The sequence below is a fragment of the Olivibacter sp. EAT-5 genome (assembly GCF_044784325.1).
In the GTDB taxonomy this organism is placed as follows: domain Bacteria; phylum Bacteroidota; class Bacteroidia; order Sphingobacteriales; family Sphingobacteriaceae; genus Olivibacter; species Olivibacter oleidegradans.
In genome coordinates this window covers 4,816,801-4,842,149 of sequence record NZ_CP173028.1, presented here as the reverse complement: position 1 = coordinate 4,842,149, position 25,349 = coordinate 4,816,801, and the positions used below count along the sequence as shown (strand labels likewise).

At 38.8% G+C, this 25,349-nt stretch carries 19 protein-coding genes; 13 read left to right on the top strand and 6 right to left on the bottom strand.

Going from position 1 to position 25,349, the window contains the following annotated elements:
• Positions 1-72: 72 nt before the first annotated feature.
• Positions 73-858, top strand: a complete 786-nt coding sequence (locus ACH11B_RS20150) for a DUF4261 domain-containing protein (protein ID WP_242627180.1) — start codon at positions 73-75, stop codon at positions 856-858.
• Between the two features lie 77 nt (positions 859-935).
• Here ACH11B_RS20150 and ACH11B_RS20145 read toward each other — a convergent pair whose 3' ends face one another.
• Both ACH11B_RS20145 and ACH11B_RS20140 read right to left on the bottom strand, forming a co-directional pair.
• The gene (locus ACH11B_RS20145; protein ID WP_130855921.1) at positions 936-3,461 is read right to left on the bottom strand and encodes a family 20 glycosylhydrolase; all 2,526 of its coding nucleotides are present in this window, start codon (positions 3,459-3,461) and stop codon (positions 936-938) included.
• A gap of 112 nt (positions 3,462-3,573) precedes the next feature.
• Positions 3,574-5,844: a S41 family peptidase gene (locus ACH11B_RS20140; protein ID WP_130855922.1), complete on the bottom strand. Its 2,271-nt coding sequence runs from the start codon at positions 5,842-5,844 to the stop codon at positions 3,574-3,576.
• 190 nt (positions 5,845-6,034) lie between these two features.
• On the opposite strand from ACH11B_RS20140, the gene ACH11B_RS20135 reads away from it, so the two are divergent.
• From ACH11B_RS20135 to ACH11B_RS20115, 5 genes are all read left to right on the top strand, one after another.
• Positions 6,035-7,228, top strand: coding sequence for an anhydro-N-acetylmuramic acid kinase (locus tag ACH11B_RS20135; RefSeq protein WP_130855923.1), 1,194 nt, complete (start codon positions 6,035-6,037; stop codon positions 7,226-7,228).
• A gap of 227 nt (positions 7,229-7,455) precedes the next feature.
• On the top strand, positions 7,456-8,037 hold the full coding sequence (locus ACH11B_RS20130) for a hypothetical protein (protein WP_130855924.1): 582 nt from the start codon (positions 7,456-7,458) through the stop codon (positions 8,035-8,037).
• Positions 8,012-8,863 (top strand): ABC transporter ATP-binding protein, encoded by an 852-nt coding sequence (locus tag ACH11B_RS20125; RefSeq protein ID WP_130855925.1) that lies wholly within the window; start codon positions 8,012-8,014, stop codon positions 8,861-8,863. The genes ACH11B_RS20130 and ACH11B_RS20125 overlap by 26 nt, the downstream gene beginning before the upstream one ends.
• A complete protein-coding gene (locus ACH11B_RS20120) occupies positions 8,860-9,693 on the top strand; it encodes an ABC transporter permease (RefSeq protein WP_130855926.1) in 834 nt (277 codons plus the stop codon). Before ACH11B_RS20125 ends, ACH11B_RS20120 begins: the two co-directional genes overlap by 4 nt.
• Positions 9,690-10,346, top strand: a complete 657-nt coding sequence (locus ACH11B_RS20115; protein ID WP_013667018.1) for a hypothetical protein — start codon at positions 9,690-9,692, stop codon at positions 10,344-10,346. The genes ACH11B_RS20120 and ACH11B_RS20115 overlap by 4 nt, the downstream gene beginning before the upstream one ends.
• Positions 10,347-10,381: 35 nt before the next feature.
• Here ACH11B_RS20115 and ACH11B_RS20110 read toward each other — a convergent pair whose 3' ends face one another.
• Positions 10,382-10,921, bottom strand: a complete 540-nt coding sequence (locus ACH11B_RS20110) for a pyridoxamine 5'-phosphate oxidase family protein (RefSeq protein ID WP_013667017.1) — start codon at positions 10,919-10,921, stop codon at positions 10,382-10,384.
• 379 nt (positions 10,922-11,300) lie between these two features.
• Between ACH11B_RS20110 and ACH11B_RS20105 the strand changes: the two genes are divergently transcribed.
• The 4 genes from ACH11B_RS20105 (at position 11,301) to ACH11B_RS20090 (ending at position 17,696) form a co-directional block, all read left to right on the top strand.
• On the top strand, positions 11,301-12,527 hold the full coding sequence (locus ACH11B_RS20105; protein ID WP_165446959.1) for an MFS transporter: 1,227 nt from the start codon (positions 11,301-11,303) through the stop codon (positions 12,525-12,527).
• A gap of 91 nt (positions 12,528-12,618) precedes the next feature.
• Positions 12,619-14,190, top strand: a complete 1,572-nt coding sequence (locus ACH11B_RS20100; RefSeq protein WP_130855927.1) for a peptidase M61 — start codon at positions 12,619-12,621, stop codon at positions 14,188-14,190.
• 34 nt (positions 14,191-14,224) lie between these two features.
• Entirely contained in the window at positions 14,225-15,946 is a 1,722-nt protein-coding gene (locus ACH11B_RS20095; protein ID WP_130855928.1) for an ABC transporter ATP-binding protein, read from the top strand.
• Positions 15,936-17,696: an ABC transporter ATP-binding protein gene (locus ACH11B_RS20090; protein WP_130855929.1), complete on the top strand. Its 1,761-nt coding sequence runs from the start codon at positions 15,936-15,938 to the stop codon at positions 17,694-17,696. The genes ACH11B_RS20095 and ACH11B_RS20090 overlap by 11 nt, the downstream gene beginning before the upstream one ends.
• Before the next feature lie 25 nt (positions 17,697-17,721).
• Here the strand turns inward: ACH11B_RS20090 and ACH11B_RS20085 are convergent, their stop codons facing one another.
• Positions 17,722-18,219 carry a hypothetical protein gene (locus ACH11B_RS20085; protein ID WP_130855930.1) on the bottom strand — a complete coding sequence of 166 codons (498 nt, stop codon included), beginning with the start codon at positions 18,217-18,219 and terminating at the stop codon, positions 17,722-17,724.
• A 188-nt stretch (positions 18,220-18,407) separates the two neighbouring features.
• Here ACH11B_RS20085 and ACH11B_RS20080 point away from each other — a divergent pair, with 188 nt between their 5' ends.
• The 3 genes from ACH11B_RS20080 to ACH11B_RS20070 all read left to right on the top strand — a co-directional run bounded on the left by ACH11B_RS20080 (position 18,408) and on the right by ACH11B_RS20070 (position 20,300).
• Positions 18,408-19,292: an AraC family transcriptional regulator gene (locus ACH11B_RS20080; RefSeq protein ID WP_165446960.1), complete on the top strand. Its 885-nt coding sequence runs from the start codon at positions 18,408-18,410 to the stop codon at positions 19,290-19,292.
• Positions 19,293-19,393: 101 nt separating this feature from the next.
• Complete coding sequence (locus ACH11B_RS20075) at positions 19,394-20,020, top strand: TetR/AcrR family transcriptional regulator (RefSeq protein WP_130855932.1); 627 nt, start codon at positions 19,394-19,396, stop codon at positions 20,018-20,020.
• Positions 20,021-20,120: 100 nt separating this feature from the next.
• A complete protein-coding gene (locus ACH11B_RS20070; RefSeq protein ID WP_013667009.1) occupies positions 20,121-20,300 on the top strand; it encodes a hypothetical protein in 180 nt (59 codons plus the stop codon).
• 91 nt (positions 20,301-20,391) lie between these two features.
• Here the strand turns inward: ACH11B_RS20070 and ACH11B_RS20065 are convergent, their stop codons facing one another.
• Together ACH11B_RS20065 and ACH11B_RS20060 are read right to left on the bottom strand one after the other, a co-directional pair.
• The gene (locus tag ACH11B_RS20065; RefSeq protein ID WP_130855933.1) at positions 20,392-21,831 is read right to left on the bottom strand and encodes a rubredoxin; all 1,440 of its coding nucleotides are present in this window, start codon (positions 21,829-21,831) and stop codon (positions 20,392-20,394) included.
• A 5-nt stretch (positions 21,832-21,836) separates the two neighbouring features.
• Positions 21,837-25,346: a molybdopterin-dependent oxidoreductase gene (locus ACH11B_RS20060; RefSeq protein ID WP_377608844.1), complete on the bottom strand. Its 3,510-nt coding sequence runs from the start codon at positions 25,344-25,346 to the stop codon at positions 21,837-21,839.
• Positions 25,347-25,349: the final 3 nt, after the last annotated feature.

The window sequence follows — 25,349 nt, the reverse complement described above, 5'->3', positions numbered from 1 at the left end:
CGGTTTAGGAGCACACATTCTCCGAACAACCGCCGCTGAGAGTTCACTGGATTTCTTTTTGATTGCATTCTTATGGGGATTTTAAGTTTTTTAAATAGAGAAAAGCGAATAGAAAGTTCAACATCGGCTATTATTTTAGGAATTGTATTATTAAAAGAAGCGACAATGGTACTTGATGAGGTGCTATGGTTACTTCAAAGTGAATTTAAGACCAAAATGGTAGAGCATGAGCGAGGAGAGGAAATGATGGTATTAACGATTGCGGATTATCAAATAGTTATTGCACCCATTTGTGGCAATATTCCGGATGATGAGGTGAATGAGATTGCCAGGTACAATTATTACTGGCCGAACGCCATAGAAGAAACAGCAGAACATAACGGTCATATTATTATATCGCTTATAAATGCGGGAAAAAACGCTTTAAAGGAAAATCTATTGTTCAGTAAAGTTGTATGTGCTATCTTAAAAAGCAGCAACTCTTTAGGTTTTTATATGGGAGGAAGAACACTTTTACTAGAAAAGGACTTTTATTTAAATAATGCTATTGGTGCCTCAGAAGACCGCCTGCCACTGTACAATTGGATTTATTTTGGCCTCAGACAGCTTGGAACAAAGCAATCCATCTATACCTATGGTTTGTCTGATTTTGGAAAGCAAGAAATGGAGATTATAAATTCCGAAAAGACATTTGAAGAATTAAATGCGCTTATGTATAATATTGTACATTATGTCTTGGTTTCTAACGTACATTTGAAAAGCGGCGAGATGGTTGGCTTGTCTTGGAATGAGAAGTTTACTATAAGCAAATCTAAAGGCAAATTTGTTCATGGCACCACACTTAAAATTTCTTATTAAAGATTCTTTATTACGCTAAAATAAAACCAACCAGTTATTGTTTCCCTACATATAACCAAGGTAGCGTCTATTCTCAGTTACCATGAAACCGTTCTCCCCCCTCTTCCCAATACATTAAACGCTCTAAATTTGAGCCCTTTTTGAAAGGAAACGGGTTTTGAATATACCTTACTTTTTTCATTAGGTTCCGTACCGTCTGTTGTATAGCGAATAATTAAACCTGGAAGCTGAACATTGGCATACACTGTGTTTTCAATCTTTTTTAACCCAGGTGTCGGAATTCTATACAAAAAGCCTCCTTTGTAAAAGTCTAGACGAGGCAATTCCCTTTTGCCAACGGTATTAAGAAACACTGACCAAGCGTATAAATACGAGGTTTCCGCTTTCTTCGGCTCAACATCAACGGCCCAACTAGGATCGGGTGCCCAAGCCCGCTCAGCTAAACCTAACAATTTCGGTAACAGCAGATATTCCAAACGATCTTTATTGACTATTTTTTCGCTCCATAATGGCGCCTGAATTCCGACAATATTATCCTTGCCGAATTTTGTTAGCCGTTCCATTTTTACAAAGTGGTTAGCGGGAAGAGCTCTTCCTTTTTCGTCTTCTACCTGATTTTTATAATAGTTGTACGGAATGAATCGAAAAGGTTTCTCCAGATCAACATAGCCACCCCAATATTGCCCGATTTCGTAAAAGCTAGGGTTATAAGCCAAATCAAGATACATGTTGGTAACATTTGTAAGCACAACTTGGTAGCCTGCATTGGCCAGTTTATAAGCAAGGTCTTCATTCCCGGCTAAATTATTCCAAACATCTAAATGAAAGTTATTTTTGGCGAAACGCTGTTCCACAATCATCTTTTTCTTTCCCTTCCCGTCTGCTACCTTACGCAACCCGGCTTCTTCCCAAGCAGAGAGGTACAATGCTTTAGTTGACAAGAACCTCTGCAACTTATTGAAATAATAATACCATAAATCGTCTACCGATTTTATTGTCGGATCGTTGGCCATCAACTTTCTAACGGCAGGAGATTGCTCCCAAACCCCGGAAGGCACCTCATCTCCGCCGAAATGGATGGTCTGAAGAGGCATTCCAGCCTCTTTGTGCATATTGATCAACTCATCGCTTACTTTTTCCAAGAATGTATAGGTTGATGGCAGAGCAACATTTATCACATTATCATTGAACCCTTGAACCGAACGATAATCTGAATGATCTTCCAAGTCATGCAGCAGGTATTTTCGTCCCTCTTCTTCCTTACCTTGTGCTTTAAAATGTTCATAACGGGCTTTCATCGCTTTAATAGCTGCCCGCGCGTGTCCGGGTGTCTCTATCTCAGGTATTACGCGGATGTGTCTAGACTTAGCATATCGTAAGATATCTATATAATCCTTTCGGCTGTAATATCCGCTCCCTGCTGTGTTCGTTTTAAAAGGACCGGAGCCATAGGAGGGAAGAAGGTGATCCAATTCGTTTAAGGTGTGGCCTCTGAACGCGCCGACTTCTGTGAGTTCGGGTAGGCCGGGAATTTCTAAGCGCCAGCCTTCATCCTCAACTAAGTGAAAATGAAAAACGTTCAACTTATACAGGGCCATTAAATCTAAAAGCTTAAAAATTTGCTCTTTCGGTTGAAAGTTCCGTCCAACATCCAACTGGAAAGCCCGATGTTTAAATCTTGGTCGATCTATTATACTAACACAAGGTAAGCTAATATTTTTTTGCGTACCCTTATAATATTCCGGTGCTATAAGCGTCTTAATGGACTGTATAGCATAAAACGCTCCCCTAGGATCGCCCGAATAGATGCTAATGTCATGAGGTGTTATGGTAAGTTCGTAAGCTTCCGGCGTGTTGAGCGCCTTCTTTTCAAACCGTATCGTCGCTTGGTTACGGCTATTAGTTAATATCGCGTTACAATTCAGCAATTTACATAGTTCTACTAAATGCTCTGCTTCCCCTAATATGCTAGAGTCAGCATAAATTTTCAACTCTTCATTAAACGTAAAGCTTCCCGGTTTTCGGTAATAACTTTCCGGAGTCGGAAACACAGGCGGAATCGACATGCTGTCTACGGATACAATCTTGGTATTTTCTTCATAGATTTTGGCATTCAGTGCTATTTCCTGCTTTTTAATATATTTTGGTGTGTCCAATGCTAAAGACAAACTAACTCCCTTGGTGGAATCAGGATTAAATACTGCATAAAAACCATTTGGAAAATCTGTAATATTGCGGATCTTACGTGAAAGCACTTGCATAACGATCGAATCACCGGGTCTAATCTCCGGGAAAGTGGAATCGGGAGCAATTGAAAAGACATCACCATTGATGTGCGCTATTTCAACGTGATTGGTATCGCTATCACTCAATCGTAAAGAGCCCATATTAAAAAAGAGTTTCCAATTCCCCTGTTTTAATGAACGCTTACCCGTATTAATAATGGTGAAAGCTGATTCACTTTCTGTGAGTTTTGCAGAGGAGCTTTCAAGTATTTTCCATTTTAGCTTTAAGGGTTTACTTTCTTCTGTTATACTTTTGCTATTCGAGCAAGCGAAAAAAAGAATTAACCAAAGCCAAAGGAATTGATGATTAATCTTCATATGTTAGCTTTTTGTGTTTAAATATCGGATTAATCTTCAATAATAAGATATTATTAATCGATTTTCATCTGTTTTCACCTGGTATCGATGATATTACGGATACGTACGTTATTCACTTACCTATTGCAGCCGATTGAATGTCCTGTTCAGCAAGTTCTATTGCTCGTTCCAGTATTTCGTCACGTCTTTCTTTTAGCGCCTCAAGTGTAGGTTTCACCTCTATATCAGGTATGACTCCTACTAAATAATGTTTACTACCTGTATTCGTTTTTACCAACGTTCCTGAAAAGCGTAACCTATAACCATGGGGCAAGAGCAAAATATTAACAGCTCCATCTGCACCCGCGGTAGCTTGACCAATAATAGTTCCGAGTTTATGATCCTTTATTACGCTAAGATAGGTTTCCGACACACTTATTGCATTAGCATCCGTTAGAAAGTATGCTTTTGCTTTCCACCTTTTTTGCGCCGGATGAATTAAATGCGTCAGTACTTTATAGTGCACATTCTGATAGTCTGGATAGAGAATTTGTGGAACATAAATGCGATGACCTATAATTTCTGAAGTAGTAAGCTGTTCCTGAATTTGATTAAGCATTTGAGCTGAAGAAATCGTTGCAGGAGGATAGCCCCTCATATCGAAAATGATCGCCTTTGCCTCATCCATTTCTTGCAGAATATAAGGGTTTGTTCCAAACTTATCAGAAGTAAGATCAACATAATATAATGCTTTATTAATCCACCCTGTTGCTCTTTGATACAATGAGACAGAATTGTTTTGAGGCGCTCTCGACATTTCACTTCTTGGAATTTGAATCCTTTTCTCACCTTCCGCCGTTCGTAGTTTCATTTTTAACGAACTGTGTTTCGGGCCGTTGAATAATATTGTTAATCCTTTTGATCGTTTCCACTGTTGAGATCCAGATATTAAATCTTCTTTTTCTCTAAGATACTCCATTGCGGATCGTCCGTTTATATTCATAATTTCATCGCCTATTTGCACGCGTTTTGAAAGATCCTGATCCATCACCATTTTAACGAAAATCCTGTTGTCTATGGATGTCGCAAGTAGTGGTACACTGGCTGTTGCATCATCTTTTGTTTCATTATAAAGGTCCACATACATTTGCCCGTCGTTTAAGGGGACGGTTAATAATTGAAGGGTGCTTAAGAAATCCTGTTTATCAACATCAAAAAATGCTTTTTCGAGCGATCGTTCAAATATTGAATCGGGAGCAGCAGAAGCTTCTTTCCAGTAAGGGAAGGAATGCTTGAGTACGTTCCATGCTTGAATAAGACAAGCTAGTCGTGTTTCAATTGCTTTTTCATCCTGACCTAAGAACTTTACGCTTGCCTTCTTTTGAAATCGGTCAAGCGTAGCGCTGTCAACAACCGGGTAGGTATGTATACCATTACTATATAATGAAAGCGGAATAAGGACACTGATATCAGACACTAGCTCCTTCCTTATTACTTCACCTGCCTTAATTTCCCTATTAAAGAGCGGCTCATGACGTACTTTTCCTATCATAAACGCATATTTCGTACGTTCAATATTTAAATCCCCTGAAAAATCAATTAATTCTGCTAAATCGAGATCTATAGGAATTAACTTGTTGTCGGAATTATGTATAAATAGTTGCGGACTATTTATTTGTACATTTTCGACGGATGGATCAATGTAACATCCAAATTGTATAAGGGGTAAGTTTCTGTCGATCGTTCCACGAAATATGAAACTTTCTTTCACTTCAGCAATTGCTTTTCGTTCTGTATTTAGTTCCTCTAGGTCTTCCGACGATAAACAAGGGCCTGCAAATAAATTGTCTTTATAATTGTCCGACGTCGGTTTAGCTGTAATATCCAAGGTGAATACAAAAGGCTTCCCTTTGTATTTCTCCAATTGAAGTACTTTTGTAACCGAAAAGTAACTTAAGGGGCTTTTGTTTTGGTCGTATTCTATTTTACTGTTTACCCGTATACTTCTAAAAGGGACGGACATGTTTGAATTTAGGCCGAAGCCCTGATGCTGCCAATAAACTAATCGATCTTTACAATTATTGACCGTATCTGTTAACGTAAAGCTATCGATTTTGTCTGAGAAATCAATTTTAGCTTGGGGCACAAGTGGGCAAAATAAAGCACGCAGTTCCGCTATTAATTCCTTGTCGTTCTTTACCGTGAGCATACGCTGTATTCCGTATATGGCTATTGCATTCCAACAAGAATCGTTTTGCAGTTCGTCGGCCGGATAAAAATACCTAACATATCCAAACAATTTGCTGAAAGCCATCAAATTTCGTTTTTGCTGTTTACTTGGTTGCGCATAAGCAAGTGGGTGAAGTTGGAAACAAAGGATAAAAAGGATTAACAACCTATTCATGGTTCCTCATTTTTAGCAGTAAGGTGATTTTATGACAAGTTTATAACCTATTGATAACTAATACAAAAAAGCGGAGCAGAATTAACATTTTATAACATTTCGACGTGATGCTTTGTCTTTCTTCCGGTTACTTGCAAAATTTATCACGAAAATTCTATATTCGTTTCCTTGGATCAGTTTCTATGGCTTTATGAATAAAAATATCGAGAAACTCTATAAAATAGCGGCTAAAGAAGAACGAAATATTATTGGCCTTATGTCAGGAACTTCCTTTGATGGGCTCGATATTGCGTTGTGTCAATTCAAAGGTTACGGACCGGAAACTCAGGTGAAGGTGTTGCATTTTGTAACAAAGGATTATGACACTGCTTTTAAAGAAGACTTAAAATCAGTGTTTGCAAAGAAGATGGTCGACTTAGAGAAAATCACCTTGTTAAACGCTTATATCGGCCGCTATTATGCTTCGCTCGTCTCTGCTTGTTTAAAAGAATGGCAGCTTGAAGCTGACGACATTGATATTATTGCCAGCCATGGTCAAACTATTTTTCACGCACCGAAGCATATGCATGGAAATCAAAAGTATGGCAACGCCACGCTCCAAATAGGCGATGCAGATCATTTAGCAGTAAATACCGGTATTATCACCATTAGTGATTTTCGACAAAAACATATTGCAGGTGGTGGGGAAGGTGCCCCATTAGCTGTGTATGGGGATTATTTGATCTTCTCTCACCCGAAAGAGAATAGAATTATGCTTAATATAGGGGGGATCGCAAACTTCACTTACTTACCAGCCAACTTTTCGGAAAGCGGCTTTTCGACGGATGTAGGCCCCGGTAATACATTAATGGATCAATATATTCAGCTTAAATTTCCTGGAAGATATTATGATAAAGACGCGACGATAGCTTCTGCCGGAAAGATCAATGAAGGCCTTTTGAAAGCTTTATTGGACAACGACTTTTTTAGAGCCCCTTTTCCGAAAACCACGGGGCCAGAGCTTTTTAGTTTGGCTTATTTAAATCGGGCAATTGAACGTTCAGAGCAGCAAGGTTTGAATGATTATGATATCATGGCAACGCTTGTACAGTTTTCGGCAGAAGGTATTGCACAGGCAATCATTTCATCCATAAAAAAAGGCGAGAACTATACGTTATACCTTAGTGGGGGCGGTATGTACAACCCTTTGTTGGTAGATCAAATTGAGCGACTCTTAAACAAAAAAGCAAGAACGACGAAAGAGCTGGGAATTAATCCCGATGCAAAAGAGGCCGTCCTGTTTGCATTATTGGCTAACGAAGCCGTTGCAGGGAGGCAGACCCATTTTGAACAGATGGGTGGTTTACCCGCTGTATCTATGGGGAAAGTTAGTTTTCCGTATTGATCCACAGGAGCTTTAATCTGGGTATACATGGTTTTACAGAAACAACTTGAACACAAAAAAAGTGAATGCTTGTGAAAAAAAGCAAATTTATCTATGTTTGAAAAACTTAACTAAAAGCAGAAGTAAAGGAGTTTGTGTAATTTTGATGCCCCTGTCATATGCTGCAATGCGTAGTGCTTATAGTTTGATCCCAGCTAAAGATTTGTGAAGAGTTTAATTAATGTAACATGTTAAATCAGAATTCGTTACCTAAACAGCCTAGCTGGCTGCTTTCTTATTGGAATGTCGGCGTTTTGTTACATTGCTCAGTTTTTCTTTTTCTACTTGAATCGTATTTCTATTGGTTAAAATTGAAAAGTGCTTATATAGAGGGAGGTATTATTCAAACGTTATTTTGGTTGGGGTGCCTTTTATTTGCTTTTAGCCATGTTTTTTTAGTTATTATGGACGCTTGGTCGAGATTTCAAAATTACAAAAGAATAAAAGACCATCTCTATGTACACGGTTTTACCCCTAAATTAGCCAGACACTACAGCGGCTCCAAATGTCAGCGAAATGCAGTACTTGTTGCTGCTGCTGAATTAGGTCTTCGGAACCAGGTAGAGGTTTATTATAATAAAATAGGAATTAAGTGGTTTCATTTCATACCTCAGTTTATGGTACGTGATCCGTTCTTCCTGTTTAAAAGATATTTCTGGTCGCGTACATTTATGGAGAAGTATTATGAACCGCGTTTCAACTTCCGCGACTTAGGTAATACATTGAATAAAAACATGGTCTATAATGCTTATAGGAAAGAATCTGTCTAAATCTTATCGCTCAAAAATTGCACTAGATAATGTCAGTATACAGGTTGCCCCAGGGGAGATTTGCGGGTTGTTGGGACGTAATGGTGCCGGGAAAACTACACTTTTTAAAATATTAACCGGTTTGATCAGGGCTGATAGCGGTGAAATAATTCTTCAATCACCTCGATCCAAATCTATTGGTGCCATCATTGAGAGACCTGGCTTATATAACTATCTGAACGCCTATGATAATTTGAAAATATTTGCCGGCATACAAGGTGCCAAAGCTGATCCCGACAGCATTCGGGATTACCTTTTAAAAGTAGGCCTACCTACAGATCGAAAAGATCCTGTAGGTAATTTTTCCCTAGGAATGAAACAGCGGCTAGGCATTGCTATTGCGCTGGTAAACAATCCGGGCTGTTTGATTTTGGACGAACCTTTTTCCGGGCTAGACCCTTTCGGTGTGGCATCTCTTATTGACCTTATTCTATCGTTAGCCCAATATGAAAAAATTGCCATTCTTTTATCTTCTCATCTCACGAGTGAGTTAAGTAGGTGTTGTCACTCGTTATATATAATGGACAATGGGAAAATTGTAAATTCAGGTACTACAAAACATTTAATCAGTAAATACATTTATAGCTATTCAATATTAGCAAATAATATCGAATCTTCCGAAGTACTTAGGAAGTATCAGACCGTCTTTGGCGTTAATGAAGTGAAAGTAGTTTGCAATAGCGGGGAAATTACCGGTTTGTTGAACGAATTGTTAAGTGAAGGAGTACAAGTCACAGCTTGTATTCCGGATTTAACCCTGGAACAATTAATAAAGGGAACTCTATGATGAAATCACTTTTCAGTGCCGAATTGTTGAAAATTGTGAAGCAAAGCAAAACCTATTATGCTTTGGGAGCCATTATATTAATAGAATTGCTGATTCTGCTCATCGCGTACTATCAGGGAAGCACGGTCTTGGATTTGCTTCTAGAGTCATTAAAGCAATCATTTTATTTTGAGGGTTCATTACTGAACGGTAACCTCATTATGTACATCGTTCTTAATTCACTTTGGTTCAATGTGCCATTAATTCTCATGATAATTACGTCTGGTTTTCTTACTGATGAATATAAAGACGGAACACTGCAGTCTGTTATGTTGCAGGCAGTTAGAAAAAAGCAGTTCATTTTAGTCAAATATGCAATGGCTATCTTGTTTACAATCCTTGTGATTACTTTTATGATGTTAACGACTTTCGCCTTTGCTTATGCAATTTTCGGTAAAGGAGATTTAATCGTTTATATTAACACCTTAAATTTTTTCGAATCGGGAGATGCTTTTAGACGAATATGCTTTTCATTTATTTCAGGTGCAATTGCTATGATTTTCTACAATGTTACAAGCATGACCCTTGCTATCCTGATAAAGGATTCTTCAAAGACATGGCTTGTATCTGCACTATTTCTTGTTATTACAAATCTACTTTTAAAGGTAGACTTTGGCAATGCAAGTTTCAATAATTTGTTTTTTCCAAAACTGATAGATACATGGCAACAGCTTTTTGTATATGAACTTGACTGGACACGTATTATTGGCAACAACTTTTTGCTCATATTGTACAGTTTGTTAATGGTCTTAATCGGCACATACATTTTTAATAAAAAAGATATCGGATGATTCGCGTTATTTTTGTATTGTTTTTCTTATGGTTAGTCAAACCTATTTTTGGCCAAGAAATAGACACAGATCTGCTGACCATAAAAAAGAGGATGGATGCCGTTCAACAATTCTCTGCAACCGTGATCTTTGATTTAGATGTACCATTCATTCGTATGCCCACTAAATCTGCAAAAATAACTTATTCGAAAGGGGAAAAGATGGGATTTTCCTCAACGGATTTCGTTATGCTACCAAAGCGTGGGTTGGATTTTTCAATGTCGGAGATTTTTAAATATCCGTTTATAACCGTCGACCGGGGTACGGAGAAAAGAAAGGGTTTGCTTTTGAAAGTAGTTAATGTGATTCCCACCGACAAACGCTCCGATTTAGCAATGGCTACGCTATATATGGATGTTCAAGCGAAACGTATCGTGGAATCAGAAATAAATACACGGAAAGACGGTTCTTATATACTATTAATGAGCTACGCCAGTAATAAAGATATACTTCCTAATTATGTCGAAACAACGTTTGCTATCGAACGACTCAAAATACCGTTTAACTTTATGGGAAAGGACACAAAAATCGATCGAAAGAAAATGAGAGCGATGGAAACCAAAACAGGAAAAATAAAAATGCAAATAAAGGATTACCGCATTAAACAACATTGACTTCTCCTCTGTTTGGAACCCATCGCTCTTTTGTTCTAAAGATCCAACTTTCCTTCAATCGAGTCGTCCAGCGTTTTACCTAGAATTGAGCCGACTGACTGCTTCACAAATGCCACAGCATTACCATGTTTATTATCCCAATAATACGCTTCTGTAGGCTCAACTTTGATAACCGTTATTCGCGGGTCGTCTTTTCCTTCCGTAAACCAGGTTTTCAGTAAGGGATTCCAAAGTTCATTAATTTTCTCTCTGTCGTTAACAATGGAAGCTAAACCATAAATATTCAAAAAGTCGGCATATTTTGAGCCTTGAAAAAGTAAATGTACGAAAGGATCTCTTTGAACCTCTTCATTTTTATGACTATCGCTTGCACTTAAGAACCAAAGGTTTCCATCATCATCAACTTTTTGCACCGCCATCGGCCTAATAGATAAAGGAACGCCTACTTTATTCAAGTCTGTGCAAAAAAAACAAGCCTCGGCTATATTTACCAGCTCTTTAACCTTTTCAATAGCCTCTTTTCCGTGTAAATCTTTTTTATTACTTTCTTCTTGTTGCTTATTGATACTATCCATAACTTATTGCTTTTTTAGAGTAACGAATAAATCTTCACAAGGTTTAGATTTCTCGCAATTATTGATTGGGCATCTACGAAACATTCGCGTTTTTAAGCTGTTAGTAATATACTGAGGTTTGGCTACCTTTATTTTTTAATAACCGGTATCCAGCCGAAACAGTGGCCTTCCTCTCCAACGTGGGAGGGGGGCTTTTGTACTTGACAAAATCAGTAGCCCTGTGCGAAACCTTCTCCCCGCAGGAGTATCCGACAAAGGAAACGGCAACAAGTATTTTACATATGGATGTCATAATTAGCTATTTCGGTAACTAGGACCCTGTTTTGATCAAAAAACTTTTACTTTTGCACGGAGCTTGAGCTATTGACTATTTTGTGTTATGAATCATTCTTCCCTTAAGAGCTTGTCCCAAAAGCCTTCTTTTATTATTGCAAATTATGTACTGCTGACTTTCTATGGATATTTTTCGATCGGACTAACATTGGCCGTATTACCGATATTTATCCATCAACAACTGGGTTTCAATACCGTGATAGCGGGAGCGGTTATCAGTATACAATATATAATGACTTTTCTTATGCGTGCATACGCAGGCCATATTGTCGACAACCGGGGGCCGAAACCTGCTGTAATTGCTAGCATGATTTGTTTCCTACTTACCGGCATTCTCTTAATAACATCTTTTACCTTAGCGGATAAACCGCTCTTAAGTCTATCTATTCTTATCATATCCAGATTAGTAACCGGATGTGGAGAGGGCATGGTAGGAGCTAGCCCCGTTAACTGGGCCATGCTTAGAACCGGAGAGAAGCATACAGCAACGGCTATTTCTTATAATGGCATCGCCAACTACAGTTCGATGGCTATTGGGGCTCCTTTGGGAGTCTGGATGGCCGGTTATGTTGGCAATTGGAGCTTAGGCGCCTTAACCATAGCGACCGCAATAATAGGCCTCCTTACAGCTGTTAGAAAACCTGCACTTAAAGGTGATCAGGATACTCCCCGAAAACCATTTTTGAAGGTGCTACGTACAGTTAGCCCATATGGAAGTGGATTGGCCTTAGCCGGAATGGGATTTGGTACGCTATCTACGTTCATCACACTCTATTATGCCTTTAATAGATGGAATCAAGCGGCTATCTGTATCACGGCATTCAGTTTATTCTTTGTTTTAGGTCGATTGTTATTTGCAAAAAGTATAAATCGATTTGGAGGGCTTCGGGTCGCTATTGTAAGTATGGCTGTAGAGAGTATGGGCTTGCTAATTCTTTGGTTAGCTACGAATCCTCATATTGCTGTGTTAGGAGCATCATTTACCGGTTTAGGGTTCTCGCTGATCTTTCCTGCTCTAGGAGTAGAGGCGGTAAGTCGTGCCTCTGCATCCAACAAAGGATCAGCTTTAGGGGCTTATGGCTTATTCATCGACATTTCGTTAGGTGTGACCGGCCCTTTAATAGGCTTAGTAGCTAAAGGACTGGGGATGAACTATATTTTTCCTTTCAGTATGGCTATGGTATTAATTGGCTTGGTAACTTGTGTGATACTGAAAGAAAACACTGGTCGGGAAATAGATACCGCGATGGACTTAACGACGGATAACCCTTAAATATTCATTTTCCAAGGTAAGCTTTAGGCTGCCTAAGTTGTAACATTCGATGGTAATATTACTCCAAAGAAAAATTTAATGCGTCAATCACATGAACAAAATAGCGGTAATCGTTAAAGTATTTTTTTTCAGTTGTTTTTTGTTTTTTCATCCTATAAAACAATCACTCGCACAACACTATCAATATGCTGTTAATCTTAATCAGACGAAGGAGGATAAAGTCGAGGTTTCTCTCATTCCACCGAAATCACAAGATAAAGAAGTCATATTTTCTTTTCCAAAGATTATTCCAGGCACCTACGCAATAAGTGATTATGGCAAATTTATCTCAAATGTAGCGGCATTTGACAGACGGGGTAAAAAACTTCGCGTTGCACGACTTAATGACAATCAGTGGAAAATATCAAAAGCTAGACGTTTGCATACAATAAAATACACCGTAAATGACATTTTTGATGCTGATACACCACATGATATTTATCCAATGGCTGCTACAAACATTGAAGAAGGGAGAAACGTCATAATCAATGCTCCGGGCTTTTTTGGATATTTAGAACATCATACGAAGATTCCCGTTCAAATAACCATTGATAAGCCCAATAATTTCTTTGCATCGTCAAGTAGCCTGCCCATATCATCAAATATTCAGCAAGATGTGTTTAAAATGGAAAACATTGACGATCTTTATGATACACCCATTATGTATGGAATTGCTGATACTGCATCATTGAAAGTAGGCAATTGCGACGTATTAGTTTCAGTTTATTCTCCCAATAAACAAATTCATGCAAAAGAGATTATATCCTGGCTTGGCGATTTACTTAGGGCGGCAAAAGGCTATTTAGGAGGTAAGCTTCCAGCTGACCGTTACGCGTTTCTGTATTATTTTAAAGACCCAAAGATAAAACACTCATTTAAACCGGGACTTGCAGGGGCTTTGGAACATACCACATCATCATTTTACTACCTTCCGGAGTTGCCGGCCAATCAATTAAAAAAAATTGTGACAGACGTGTCGTCACACGAATTTTTTCATATAATAACCCCTTTAACTATAGCATCGAAGGAAGTTAAAGAGTTTAATTACAGCCATGTTGCCCTATCTAAGCATTTATGGCTATACGAAGGCACTACTGAATATACAGCTCATCATGTGCAGGTTAAGTATGGCCTTAACTCTGAGCAGGAGTTTTTAGATAAATTATCGGAAAAAATTGTTGATTCTCGAAAAAATTACAATGATAAGTTGTCATTCACAGAACTAAGTAAACACGCGGCAAGCACTTATGCCAATCAATATGGTAACGTCTATCAAAAGGGAGCATTGATTGCCGCTTGTCTAGACATCTATCTTTTACATCTATCAGACGGCGGATACGGTTTGAAAAACCTAACTCATGACCTTGGAATACGTTTTGGAAAAAATAGCTATTTTAATGATGACCAATTATTTGATGAAATAGAGAAATTAAGTTATCCTGAAATTAAACAATTTCTCATCAGGTATGTTCAGGGAACGGAACCCATTCCATACGATTATTACTTTGGGTTAGCCGGTATACAATATACTTCTGATCATACAAGGCTTTTAATTCCTAATGAGCAGGCAGATACAAACGCACGTCATATACGGAAGATATGGCTGACTCCTCAAGTAAACTAGCATAAGGAGAATAAATCTATCATAGATAGAATTAATGAACACCGGAAAAAAGACAAGTCTCCTAACTTTACTTAAGCCATATAGGCTTTTGCTCTTATTATTGATGCTTCTCGCTTTGATAAGTAACGGTTTAAACCTATGGATTCCCAAAATAATAGGTGAAGGTATTGATGCTTATAACAATCAAAGTTTTTCTTACTACCAAACATTTATACGTTTCGGCTTGGTGGTTTTCATTGTTTTCATCTTCTCTTATTTGCAGATCATCATACAAACCTTTACCTCTGAACGTGTCGCAAGAGATTTACGAAGGCAAATAACAGAAAAAATTGCCGCGCAGGATTTTTCTTATATTAAGGCTGCTAATCCATCAAAATTGCTGACAAACCTTACCGCCGACGTTGATTCAATTAAGTTGTTCATTGCCCAGGCGGTTGTCTCCATCGCCTCCTCAATTTTTATTATAATAGGCGTTAGCATTTTATTGTTTACTATAAAGTGGGAATTGGCACTGGCGGTTATCGCCATTATACCGATTATCGGCGGAACATTCTTTTGGATACTCCGAAAAGTACGGGTACTTTTTATCCAAAGTAGGAGTGTAATCGATCGATTGAACAAAACAATCAACGAAAGCATTTTGGGCGCTGCAATTATAAGAGTTGTCAATTCCCAACAACTCGAGTATGATAAATTCTTAGCTAGTAATCAGCAAGCGAAGCATTATGGACTTTCTATTTTAAAGCTTTTTGCAAGTCTAATTCCGGTTATCGTATTTACCGCCAATATGGCAGGTTTGATTATTTTGTTACTAGGAGGGCATTTTGTTATCACCACAAGTATGAGTCTTGGTGATTTTGCTGCCTTTAATAGTTATTTAGCGCTTCTTATTTTTCCAATTTTAGTAATTGGATTCATGAGTAACGTGATTGCACAGGCTACGGCTTCTTATGATCGGATACGAACGGTTTTGGAGGCGCCTACGAATAAGAAAAACGGCAATCTAAAAGAAGGCGTAAATGGAGAGATTTGTTTCCAATCTGTCTACCTAAATATTGAGCAGAAACCGATACTAAAAGATATTTCATTTTGCTTAAAGCCGGGATCAAAAACAGCTATTATTGGCCCCACTGCCGCAGGAAAGACGCAACTGCTTTATTTGTTAATGGGGCTCTCAAAGCAAGATGCAGGAACGATCACATTCAATGGGCATTCAATAGAAGAATACGAAGAAACGTATTTTCATGATGAAGTAGGTTTTGTTTTTCAAGACAGTATTCTGTTTAATATGAGTATTCGCGAAAACATCGCCTTCAACAAGACCGTAACTAATGAGTACTTGCAAATGGCCGTTAAAACTGCTGAGCTGAATGAATTCGTAAATAGTCTGCCGAATAAGCTGGACACCATGCTATCAGAAAGAGGTTCGGATCTGTCAGGTGGGCAGAAACAGCGCATCATGTTAGCAAGAGCATTATCGCTCCATCCTCAGATATTACTTTTAGACGATTTTACAGCACGTGTAGATAGTTTAACGGAGAAAAATATATTGAGAAATATCAACGAAAACTATCCAAATTTAACGTTGATCTCCGTCACACAGAAAGTCACAACCGCCGAGCATTATGATCAAATTATACTGTTAATGGAAGGTGAAATTATCGCCATCGGAAAACACCAAGAATTAATGCGCTCAAGTCCCGAGTATGTACAGATTTTTACCTCACAGCAAAGTACGAGCGATTATGAACTATAACTTACATGATGAAAGTGGATCCGGTAAGCGGGAATCGTCCATGGCCGCTTTGAAAGGCATTTTTGGTCTGGTTATGCATGAGCGAGGGAAACTGATATTGGCTTTTTTGGCTATGTTAATGAATTCCTTTCTGAATCTACTGAGTCCATTCTTTATTGGGTATACGATTGATCATTATGTGGTAACAAAACAGTACCCTGGAGTACTACTGTTTTCGGGTATTTTGCTGATTATGTACCTCATACTGCTCTTAACCAGTTACCTTCAAACAAAACTTATGGGCGGTGTTGGGCAGCGATTACTATTCACGCTACGTAATGCTGTATTCAACAAGTTGCTACAATTACCGATAGCCTTCTTTAATCAGAATAAAGCAGGCGATCTAATCTCCCGCATTAACAACGATACCGATAAACTTAATCAGTTTTTCTCTCAGGCCCTCACGCAGTTTATCAGTAGCATGGTCATTATGTTTGGTGCCGGCGTCTTTCTGCTGATCATTAATATTCAGTTGGGCTTAGCCGCTTTAGCACCAGCCTTATTCATTCTCATTTTTACCAAAGTTGTATCTCCCTGGGTAAAAAAACGGAATGCGGAAAGCCTGAGAGCAGCAGGGGATATGAGTGCGGAAATACAGGAAAGTTTAGGGAACTTTAAAGTTATCATTGCCTTTAACCGTCGTGACTACTATAAAAAAAGGTTTCAAGAAGTCAATCAACAAAACTATCGCACCGCCTTCCGAGCGGGTTTAGCTAACAACATCTTCTTGCCTATTTATAGTTTTTTTTCTAGCATAGCACAGCTAATTGTCTTAACATACGGAATCTATCTGATTAGCGTGAACGAATTAACGATTGGACTATTAGTAAGCTATCTCGCTTATGTAGTTAATTTTTACAATCCATTGCGACAACTGGCCTCTTTGTGGTCAAGTTTTCAGGTTGCCATGGCTGGTTGGGACCGAATAGCTCGGATATTATCGTTGGAAACCAATTTAAACGTAATACCAAGCACTGGCACTAATTCGAAAGACTGTTTATTGGAGTTTAACAATGTCTACTTCTCTTACCCAAATGGCAAGGAAATTTTGCATGATATCAATTTTAAACTATTACGTGGAAAGACGTATGCACTAGTAGGACCAACGGGAGGTGGGAAAACGACTACAGCATCCCTAATGGCACGTTTATATGACCCCACAGAGGGACACGTTTTTCTCGATGGTCAGGACATTAGAGCATACAGTTCTTCAGAGCGGTCAAAAAAAATTGGCTTTATTCTGCAAGAGCCGTTTTTGTTTACCGGCACGGTAGGCGAAAATATTCTTTATGGAAATGAACTGTATGCGACTTATGACAGCACAGCGTTACATGAATTGATCAAGGATCGAGGATTAGAAGACTTAATTGCTGTTTTTGAGAGCGGCTTGGATACGCCTATTACATCCCAGGAAGATGGTATCAGCTTGGGGCAAAAACAGGTGATCGCATTCATTCGTGCGGTACTCAGAAATCCTGACATTCTTATACTAGATGAAGCGACAGCCAATATTGATACGATTACAGAACGATTGCTCGAGAAAATCCTGAGAAAACTGCCAGCGCATACTACTTTAGTTATTATAGCACATCGATTAAATACGATTGAAAATGCAGATGAAATTTTCTTCGTTAACTTAGGAAAAGTCACCCCTGCAGGTTCATTTGCAGAGGCTGTAAATCGCTTGTTGAACGATAAAAAAAATAGCTAGATCGGGCTGAATCCAACTATCTGCTTCATTTTTCATTAATTGTCGAATTGTGCTTAAGAATTTTTAGATCGGCAATATGATCGGTTAATCGGGACGAGACATAAATATCAAAAACAAACATCAGCGCACCACATAAAATCAATGCAATAGCAACCCCCTGTTTTCCGGATTCCGGTTTGGCGCGTAGTAATAAAAATAAGGCCAATACAGCAACACACATTTCAATAACTACCCTCGTTCTACTCTCTTTGCGGAAAACTTCTGCCTTCCTTATCTCCATATCGTAACGGATGATCTCTTTTGTTTCTTGACTAACTTTCTTTAACGCATCTTTGTAAAATCCTATTCCGATACCGGCAAACAGAAATGAAAAAAGTACGATTATAAGTATAAAACCAAATGAAAACGGCGTTTTTTTTACCGTAAGAAAAAAAACGCTAAGCACTAAAACTATCAAGTTTAATAAAAGAAGCTTAGTTCCTGTATCGAGTACCGTTTTGTAATAATCTACAATTGCTTCCATAGCTTTCGTTTCGTTCGACTTCTTACAATATTAATCAACAACTTTTTTATATCCAGTGAAAATCATTTTTTGAAGAGCATGTCTGACAATGGACTGACTAAAGCAGTAAAGATAATTTTTTTAATCTGACTATTTTATTTGAAAAGTCAAATAGTTAAATTGCAATGTTTTTTATTAGGTTACCGATTATGGAAAAAGAATTGTCCTTATTTCACCAGTCCTCGACTGCAGTTCTTGATGAGTTAGATTCATTCAAGTTTCGTTTCTCTGTACATGAAATGCAAGATTTACATGAAGCTGTTATGTTGAACAGTCCCATAAGAAGTGAATTTTTCTATATTTTCGTCGTCAAAGCAGGCGAAATTTACTTTAAGCTGAATCGAAAGGAATATCACGCAACAGCAGGTGAGTTATGTGTTATTCCTCCATCCGCTTTGATTGAGGTGTCTGCCATTCTGCCAAAGAGTGAAGCCATTGGTATTGCATTCTGTCCCGATTTTTTCTTAAGTCTGGGTCTTCATTACAGCCATCCGCAGATTCTCGAAATTTTCGCACCTGAGCCATCTCCCATCATAGCGGTAGGAGCAGACGAATTGACAACATTAGACTGGCTACTAAAACGGTTGAAGCAAATTAATTATCCAAAATCCGATCATTTGTTCCAAGAAGAGGTCTTAACCAATACGTTTTCACAATTTATATATGAACTGACTCAAGCCTACCATCGGAATAAGGTTGGAACACAGATAAAGCTTCGTCGCAAAGAGAATCTGGTGCTTCTTTTTTTTAAAGAAGTATCAAAATATTACAAAAAGGAGAGGGGAGTTCAGTTTTATGCAAACTTATTATTTATCACACGTAAATATTTAAGCAAAACAGTTAAACAGGTTACCGGAAAAACACCTGGTTTTTTTATTGACGAGGCCGTAATAAAAGAAGCAAAAATGCTACTGGCTGATCCTAAGTTAAGTATTAGTGAAATTGCTCAATCATTGAATTTTGCCGATCAATCCACTTTCGGAAAATTCTTTAAAAAACAGGTAGGATTGGCACCGACCTCATTCAGAATATAGTCAATTTAGGCGTCTTTTAGACTAAAAATAGCGTCAAAAGAGCCTTTATAGTCTGTTCAAACTGTAAGATATTTGAGTAAACTTTAAAAGAGAATAGAGATATGATTTACAATAAAAACATTCGGGAGAGAATTATCGATACAGCTGTTGAACGTTTTAATCACTACGGCGTTGCCAAGACAACAATGGCTGAAATTATACAAACCGTTGGTATCTCGAGCGCAACAATGACGCTTTATTTCTCAAACAAAATCGAGCTAATTGCCGAAATTGTAAAACATACTTTGCAAGAGGAACGCGAACAGATTAATCGGCTTATCCCCAAGGGTATGCGTGTTTTACCTTCAATTTATAAGCTCCTGGAAATAAGAGAAAGAACGAGGGGTAAGTATAACCACACACAACTGATTTATGGTTATGATGGGGTGTACTCGGGTTTACCCGAATCTGTTTTGACAATGATTAAATCCGCAGACGTAAAGCAGCTTACCCTCATTTTAAGGAGGGGGCTTAGAAGCGGTGAGCTCAAAGATTTTCCATTACAATCCATTGCGACACTATATGCTGAACTATTGTACGGACTAAATTTAGGTGCTAACGCGCGAGTTTGCAGGATGACATTGAGCGACTGTTACAATCCGGAAGAAATCGTAGAAAAGCAAAAGGAAATCAGTAAAATTTTCATTAATGGATTACGTCAACCAGTAAACAACTTTTCTTTGACTTAATTTAAAGTTCTTTATGCAATATTTAGAGAATATGCTTTTTTTGCCTACTTTCGCAGCCTTGCAGAAACAATGGTTGTTTCTGTTTAAATATTAAGCAAAAATGCAAAAATTCAATGAATTAAAGGAATTGATTGCTGCAGCAGAACAAGATGCGGTAGCTTTCTATGAAAAGGGAAACAAGGCTGCGGGTACTAGATTACGTGGAGCATTACAGCAAACAAAAACCTTAGCGCAAGATATTCGTAACGAAGTTACCGCTAAGAAAAACGAAAGCAAATAAGTATTTTATTCAGCTCTAGGCCCGATCACTTGCAGTGATTGGGCTTCTATATACGTCCGATCTTCTTGTTGACTCCTTATTTAGTTCATTATTAAAAGACGCGTTCAAACTCCGCCTTACGCGCGTCACAAGTCGGACAATTATAATCTACTAACAAATCAAATGAGGTTCCCGGACTAATCGAATTTATCGAGTCACCATATAAGGGATCATATCGGGTAAAGCAGTGCTTACATTGATAAATTTGCGCAGGAGCATCGTTCTTTTTACTATTTACTTCCTTTTTTGGAGTAACAGAAAGCCGTAATGTACTATGCATCTCATAATAGACATTACACAATCGGATCAGAAGTTCACCTAATTCTTTTATATCACCGGCACTTCCATAATTAACAAATTCTTTGGAATTCGGGTTGAAGTTAGATGTATGCATTACATGATATAACGTTTCTTCCGAAATTTCTTTTTGTATGATAATGGAACCAAAAAGTCCTGTCTGCTTACTGATTTTAATAGCAAAGCAAAGTTTCGACGTCCGGAGATCAGCCTCTTCAAATGCCTTTACCAGCAACCACTTTAGCTCTTTTGCCTCGTCTGAACGATCTTCCAGTTGCCAATTTAACTCATTGGAGGCATGCCGTACATTGATACGATATTTGTTTAACAACACACTCCATCGAATCCTGTAGGATGGAAGGATATTCTTTATCAAAATTGTTTTCCAAGGTGTTGTATATAACTGGCCTATTCTACAATCCATGCACAAGGTACAGATCTCGATTAAAAAGTCTACAAAAAAATTTTCCCACCTTCTGTATATGCCTAACCAAAGCTTATGTTCACCATAATAATTGATCCCCTCATAAAAAGGAAGATGAAAATCGGTGTGCGTCATGGGAAGATCATAGTACTGCGTATGAAAATCCGCCATTCTGTTTAGCATTTGCACAAGCTGATCCCCATCTGCATTCGGCTTATTATAAAAAAGATGATCGTTATCCATGATAATAAGCTCCAATAGACGACTTATCTCCGCGATATCAGCTGAATAAATAAGAGAAGGCCAAGGATAGATTTTATTTGTTTTCGGAAAACGAACGTGTAAATACCAGTGGTTGCTAATATCCGAAGAAATGAAGTTAAAATTCCCGGTAAAAAAAGGAATCAGGTTTTGATGGCGATCAACGATATTAATTTTCAATCTGGGATGATAATTGAACGAATCCAAGATGTCCTTGTAAACACCTTCCCTTAACCATCCGATAGGAGCAAAGACTTCCTCTGTAACGTACGAACTGACGATGTTTGGATAATCATCTCCATTTACCTCCATGATGGTGTTGGGGATATTGAGCCGGAGATGATGCAAATGTTCAGTAGCAGCGCTAAAAAGTAATTGTTGGCGATTACCGAAACTAACGGTCTCGATTCCGAGTTCTTGGAGAACTTTAAGAACACGCAATAAATTGCCGGCAGAAATGATTCCTCCCGGCAAGTTTATTTTGACGATATATTGTTCCTTTGCTTTCATTTGTTTTATATTATTGCGTGCATTTCAAGCACCTCGGAGAGTATCCTCTTTACCTCCGGCTTACACGATCCACAGCCTGATCCGGCACCTGAGTTAGTACATAGCGAATTCAAATCCCGGCTTCCTTCGTTGATTTTCTGTTTTAGATTGCCTTCGCCAACATTATTACAACTACAAACTAATTTACCAATTACCGGTTCTGCCGTTTTTCCGCTTCGCAATAACTTCAGTCTTTGTTCACCCAGTTCTAATTTCTTTTCTATTAAATCTTTGTACTCCAAAAATTCCGATTTGTCACCTATCAGTATAGTACCGACCAAGCGGTCTTGGTAGATAACACATTTTTTATAATAGCGCTGGGCCCGATCTGTAAAAGTCACTTCCTCATAGCCTGGCTGCCCGCTCGGCGCGGTTGGCAGGCCAATACTGCATAGATGAAAGCCGTGAATTTTGATGATGTTCATAAATAAACTACCCTGGTAGATACGCGCAACATCGCCATTTAGATAGTCGGCTACGACGTTCGCCTGCTGCTCGGCAGCGGCTGTGATACCGTATAGCGTATCCTCGTATTCTGCAATCTCTCCAATGGCGAATATAGCGGGATCATTCGTTTCCATGCGCCCATTTACGGTTATTCCACGTTTATAGGTCAAGCCGCAATCTTTTGCTAATTCAATATTAGGTGTGGTACCTATTGCGAATATAAGGGCGTCGCAATCAATCTTCCGTCCGCTTTTTAAGCCCACACCCGTTAAATACTTGCTCCCGTAGTATAGTTGAATTTCATCTTCATAATAAATGTCGCAGCCTTGATCGACCATTTCTTCATGTAATAACTGGCTCCCCAGTGTATCAAGTTGCCTATTTAGGAAACGGGACACACGTTGAACAATCGTGACGCTTAGGTGTATACTTCGCAACGATGCTGCCATTTCCAGCCCTAACAGTCCACCTCCTACAATAACAACATGTCCATTTGGTGGTAAATAGCTTTTGAATTCATCTGCATCGGAGCGGCTACGCATCGTAAATATTCCCTGCAAAAGCGGAACCCCCTTGGGGAGCGTTGGTCTACTTCCAGTTGCTAAAATAAGTATATCATAGCGTGTTTTTACACCTCTCGAATCTGTTACCTTTTTTGATTCACGATCTATCCCCGTGACGGTTATCCCTTTAAGAAGTGTTATTCTGTAATCTTTCTCTTCCTCTTCGCTCATCTTCAACAACTGCTCCCAGTTTTGTTCACCGCTAATGTAATCCGGTAACATAACCCTATTATAGAATGAGGTGTTTTCCTTGCTGAAAACGATAATTTCGTCGATCTGATTTTTTTCACGATAAGATTTAATAAAACCAAATGCCCCAGCTCCGGCTCCAACGATCACAATGCGTTGCTTTGGTTTGAAAAATTTCTCAATACGAACGGCGCAAAATTTAAAATCCGGTTCTTTTGAAATGGGATCTAATAGATTATTCGTTAAATTGTTGGTTCGATTAAGGTCACTGTTCAATATTTTTCCCCAATGCATTGGCAAGAAAACCACACCTTTTTTTATCCCTTTATCTAGTTTACAAGGCACACTTGTTTCTCCTCTACGCGACTTTACATGAGCAATATCGTTTTCCCTTAATCCCAATTCTCGCGCATCATCAGGATGTATACTGAGGTAAGCCCGAGCTATGTGCTGGTTTAATTTGTTTACTTTTCCGGTTTTGCTTCTTGTATGCCATTGGTCGCGTATTCTTCCTGTCGTGAGAATAAAGGGATAATCGTCGTCGGGCTTTTCACTTCCTAATGAGGTTGATGCAGCATAAATTTTTGCTCGTTTATTATTGGTATAGAACTTAAGGTCTGTGAAAAGGCGGGGTGTTGACTTTTGTTCTGTGTATGGCCACTGGATACTTCTATTGCTCCTTAAGATATCATAAGTCAATTCGCTGATATCGATATTCATTCCTTTTGTTAATTGGGCATGTTCTAGATAAACAGCTTCAGCATCAGGGAAATCAAATCCTTTGAACTGCATTTTTTTTGCAAATCGGCAAAATATCTCTTGGTCAGATAAGGCTTCACCTGGAGGCCTATTTACCTTGGGGAGGTAAGTAATGCGACGCTCGGAGTTAGTCATTGTTCCTTCCTTTTCGCTCCAAGCGGCAGCAGGTAAAATCACATCTGCATACGCAAGTGTTTCCGATTTACTACTTATTTCCTGTACTACTACAAATTTCGCATTTTTGAGAGCTTGCTCTGCTTTCCGCACGTCCGGCAAGCTGATTAGCGGGTTCGTGCAACTAATCCAAATAGCCTTCAATGTACCTTCATTGAGCGCATCGAACATTTGAGTAGCGGTAAGCCCGGGCTTTGAATCAATTGTTTTTCCTCCCCAAAAGACCTGCAAATCTTCTCTGTGTTGCGGATTATTTAGATCCCTGTGTGCCGGAAGTAAATTAGCTAAACCACCTACTTCCCGTCCACCCATAGCATTCGGTTGGCCGGTAAGCGATAAAGGACCGGAGCCAGGTTTCCCGATTGTACCTGTCAGTAGGTGTAAGTTCAGTAAACTGACGTTTTTATCGACCCCCACGACGCTTTGATTCAAGCCCATTGTCCACATACTTAAAAATGCATTGGCAGATCCAATGTACTCAGCGGCCCTATAGATATAGTCTTCACTGATACCACATATATCCGATGCCTCACTGACGGAAATTGTCAAAACTAGGTCCCTTAATTCTTCAAAACCGTCAGTATGCGACTCAATAAAGTTCCAATCCACTTTGCCCGCCTCGATGAGGAGTTTTGCAATGACATGGAATAGTGTAACATCTGTACCCGGTTGTATCTGCAAATGCAGATCAGCTATAGCGCAACTATCAGTAACACGCGGATCTATGACAATAATTTTAACAGCTGGATTGTTGGCTTTGTGTTTCTCAACTCTACGCCAAATGATGGGGTGACACCATGCTGGATTCGCCCCTGCAACCAAAATGCAATCACTTAACTCGATATCATCATAACACACCGGTACACTGTCTTCACCTAAAGTCATTTTATAAGCCGCAACGGCGCTACTCATGCATAGTCTCGAGTTAGTGTCAATGTTGTTGGTTCCAATAAAGCCTTTCACTAATTTATTCAGCACATAATATTCTTCGGTTAGAAATTGGCCTGACGCATAAAAGGCAACACTGTTTGGACCATACTTTTTTATGAACGTTTTAAATACTGCGGCCGTGCGTTCAAGTGCAGTGTCCCAATCTACACGCTGTAAAGGCATATCTTTGTGGTACCGCATTTGAGGAAATAGTAAACGATCAATTTGATCATTCACGGTATGATGAAGATTCATACCTTTGCTACAAAGTAAACCTTTATTTGAAGGATGGCTCTCGTCGCCTCTTACACGAATAGTTCCATCCGATTGTTTTTCAATGACAACACCACATCCCACCCCACAATAGCAGCAGGTGCTTTTTAATTCTTTTGAACTGTTCTTAGCATCTTTCATGTA

What these genes read in the sequence shown, in the direction of transcription:
- ACH11B_RS20150 (WP_242627180.1), top strand. Translation starts at nt 73, where the DNA reads ATGGGGATTTTAAGTTTTTTAAATAGAGAAAAGCGAATAGAAAGTTCA.
- ACH11B_RS20145 (WP_130855921.1), bottom strand. Translation starts at nt 3,461, where the DNA reads ATGAAGATTAATCATCAATTCCTTTGGCTTTGGTTAATTCTTTTTTTC.
- ACH11B_RS20140 (WP_130855922.1), bottom strand. Translation starts at nt 5,844, where the DNA reads ATGAATAGGTTGTTAATCCTTTTTATCCTTTGTTTCCAACTTCACCCA.
- ACH11B_RS20135 (WP_130855923.1), top strand. Translation starts at nt 6,035, where the DNA reads ATGAATAAAAATATCGAGAAACTCTATAAAATAGCGGCTAAAGAAGAA.
- ACH11B_RS20130 (WP_130855924.1), top strand. Translation starts at nt 7,456, where the DNA reads ATGTTAAATCAGAATTCGTTACCTAAACAGCCTAGCTGGCTGCTTTCT.
- ACH11B_RS20125 (WP_130855925.1), top strand. Translation starts at nt 8,012, where the DNA reads ATGCTTATAGGAAAGAATCTGTCTAAATCTTATCGCTCAAAAATTGCA.
- ACH11B_RS20120 (WP_130855926.1), top strand. Translation starts at nt 8,860, where the DNA reads ATGATGAAATCACTTTTCAGTGCCGAATTGTTGAAAATTGTGAAGCAA.
- ACH11B_RS20115 (WP_013667018.1), top strand. Translation starts at nt 9,690, where the DNA reads ATGATTCGCGTTATTTTTGTATTGTTTTTCTTATGGTTAGTCAAACCT.
- ACH11B_RS20110 (WP_013667017.1), bottom strand. Translation starts at nt 10,921, where the DNA reads ATGGATAGTATCAATAAGCAACAAGAAGAAAGTAATAAAAAAGATTTA.
- ACH11B_RS20105 (WP_165446959.1), top strand. Translation starts at nt 11,301, where the DNA reads ATGAATCATTCTTCCCTTAAGAGCTTGTCCCAAAAGCCTTCTTTTATT.
- ACH11B_RS20100 (WP_130855927.1), top strand. Translation starts at nt 12,619, where the DNA reads ATGAACAAAATAGCGGTAATCGTTAAAGTATTTTTTTTCAGTTGTTTT.
- ACH11B_RS20095 (WP_130855928.1), top strand. Translation starts at nt 14,225, where the DNA reads ATGAACACCGGAAAAAAGACAAGTCTCCTAACTTTACTTAAGCCATAT.
- ACH11B_RS20090 (WP_130855929.1), top strand. Translation starts at nt 15,936, where the DNA reads ATGAACTATAACTTACATGATGAAAGTGGATCCGGTAAGCGGGAATCG.
- ACH11B_RS20085 (WP_130855930.1), bottom strand. Translation starts at nt 18,219, where the DNA reads ATGGAAGCAATTGTAGATTATTACAAAACGGTACTCGATACAGGAACT.
- ACH11B_RS20080 (WP_165446960.1), top strand. Translation starts at nt 18,408, where the DNA reads ATGGAAAAAGAATTGTCCTTATTTCACCAGTCCTCGACTGCAGTTCTT.
- ACH11B_RS20075 (WP_130855932.1), top strand. Translation starts at nt 19,394, where the DNA reads ATGATTTACAATAAAAACATTCGGGAGAGAATTATCGATACAGCTGTT.
- ACH11B_RS20070 (WP_013667009.1), top strand. Translation starts at nt 20,121, where the DNA reads ATGCAAAAATTCAATGAATTAAAGGAATTGATTGCTGCAGCAGAACAA.
- ACH11B_RS20065 (WP_130855933.1), bottom strand. Translation starts at nt 21,831, where the DNA reads ATGAAAGCAAAGGAACAATATATCGTCAAAATAAACTTGCCGGGAGGA.
- ACH11B_RS20060 (WP_377608844.1), bottom strand. Translation starts at nt 25,346, where the DNA reads ATGAAAGATGCTAAGAACAGTTCAAAAGAATTAAAAAGCACCTGCTGC.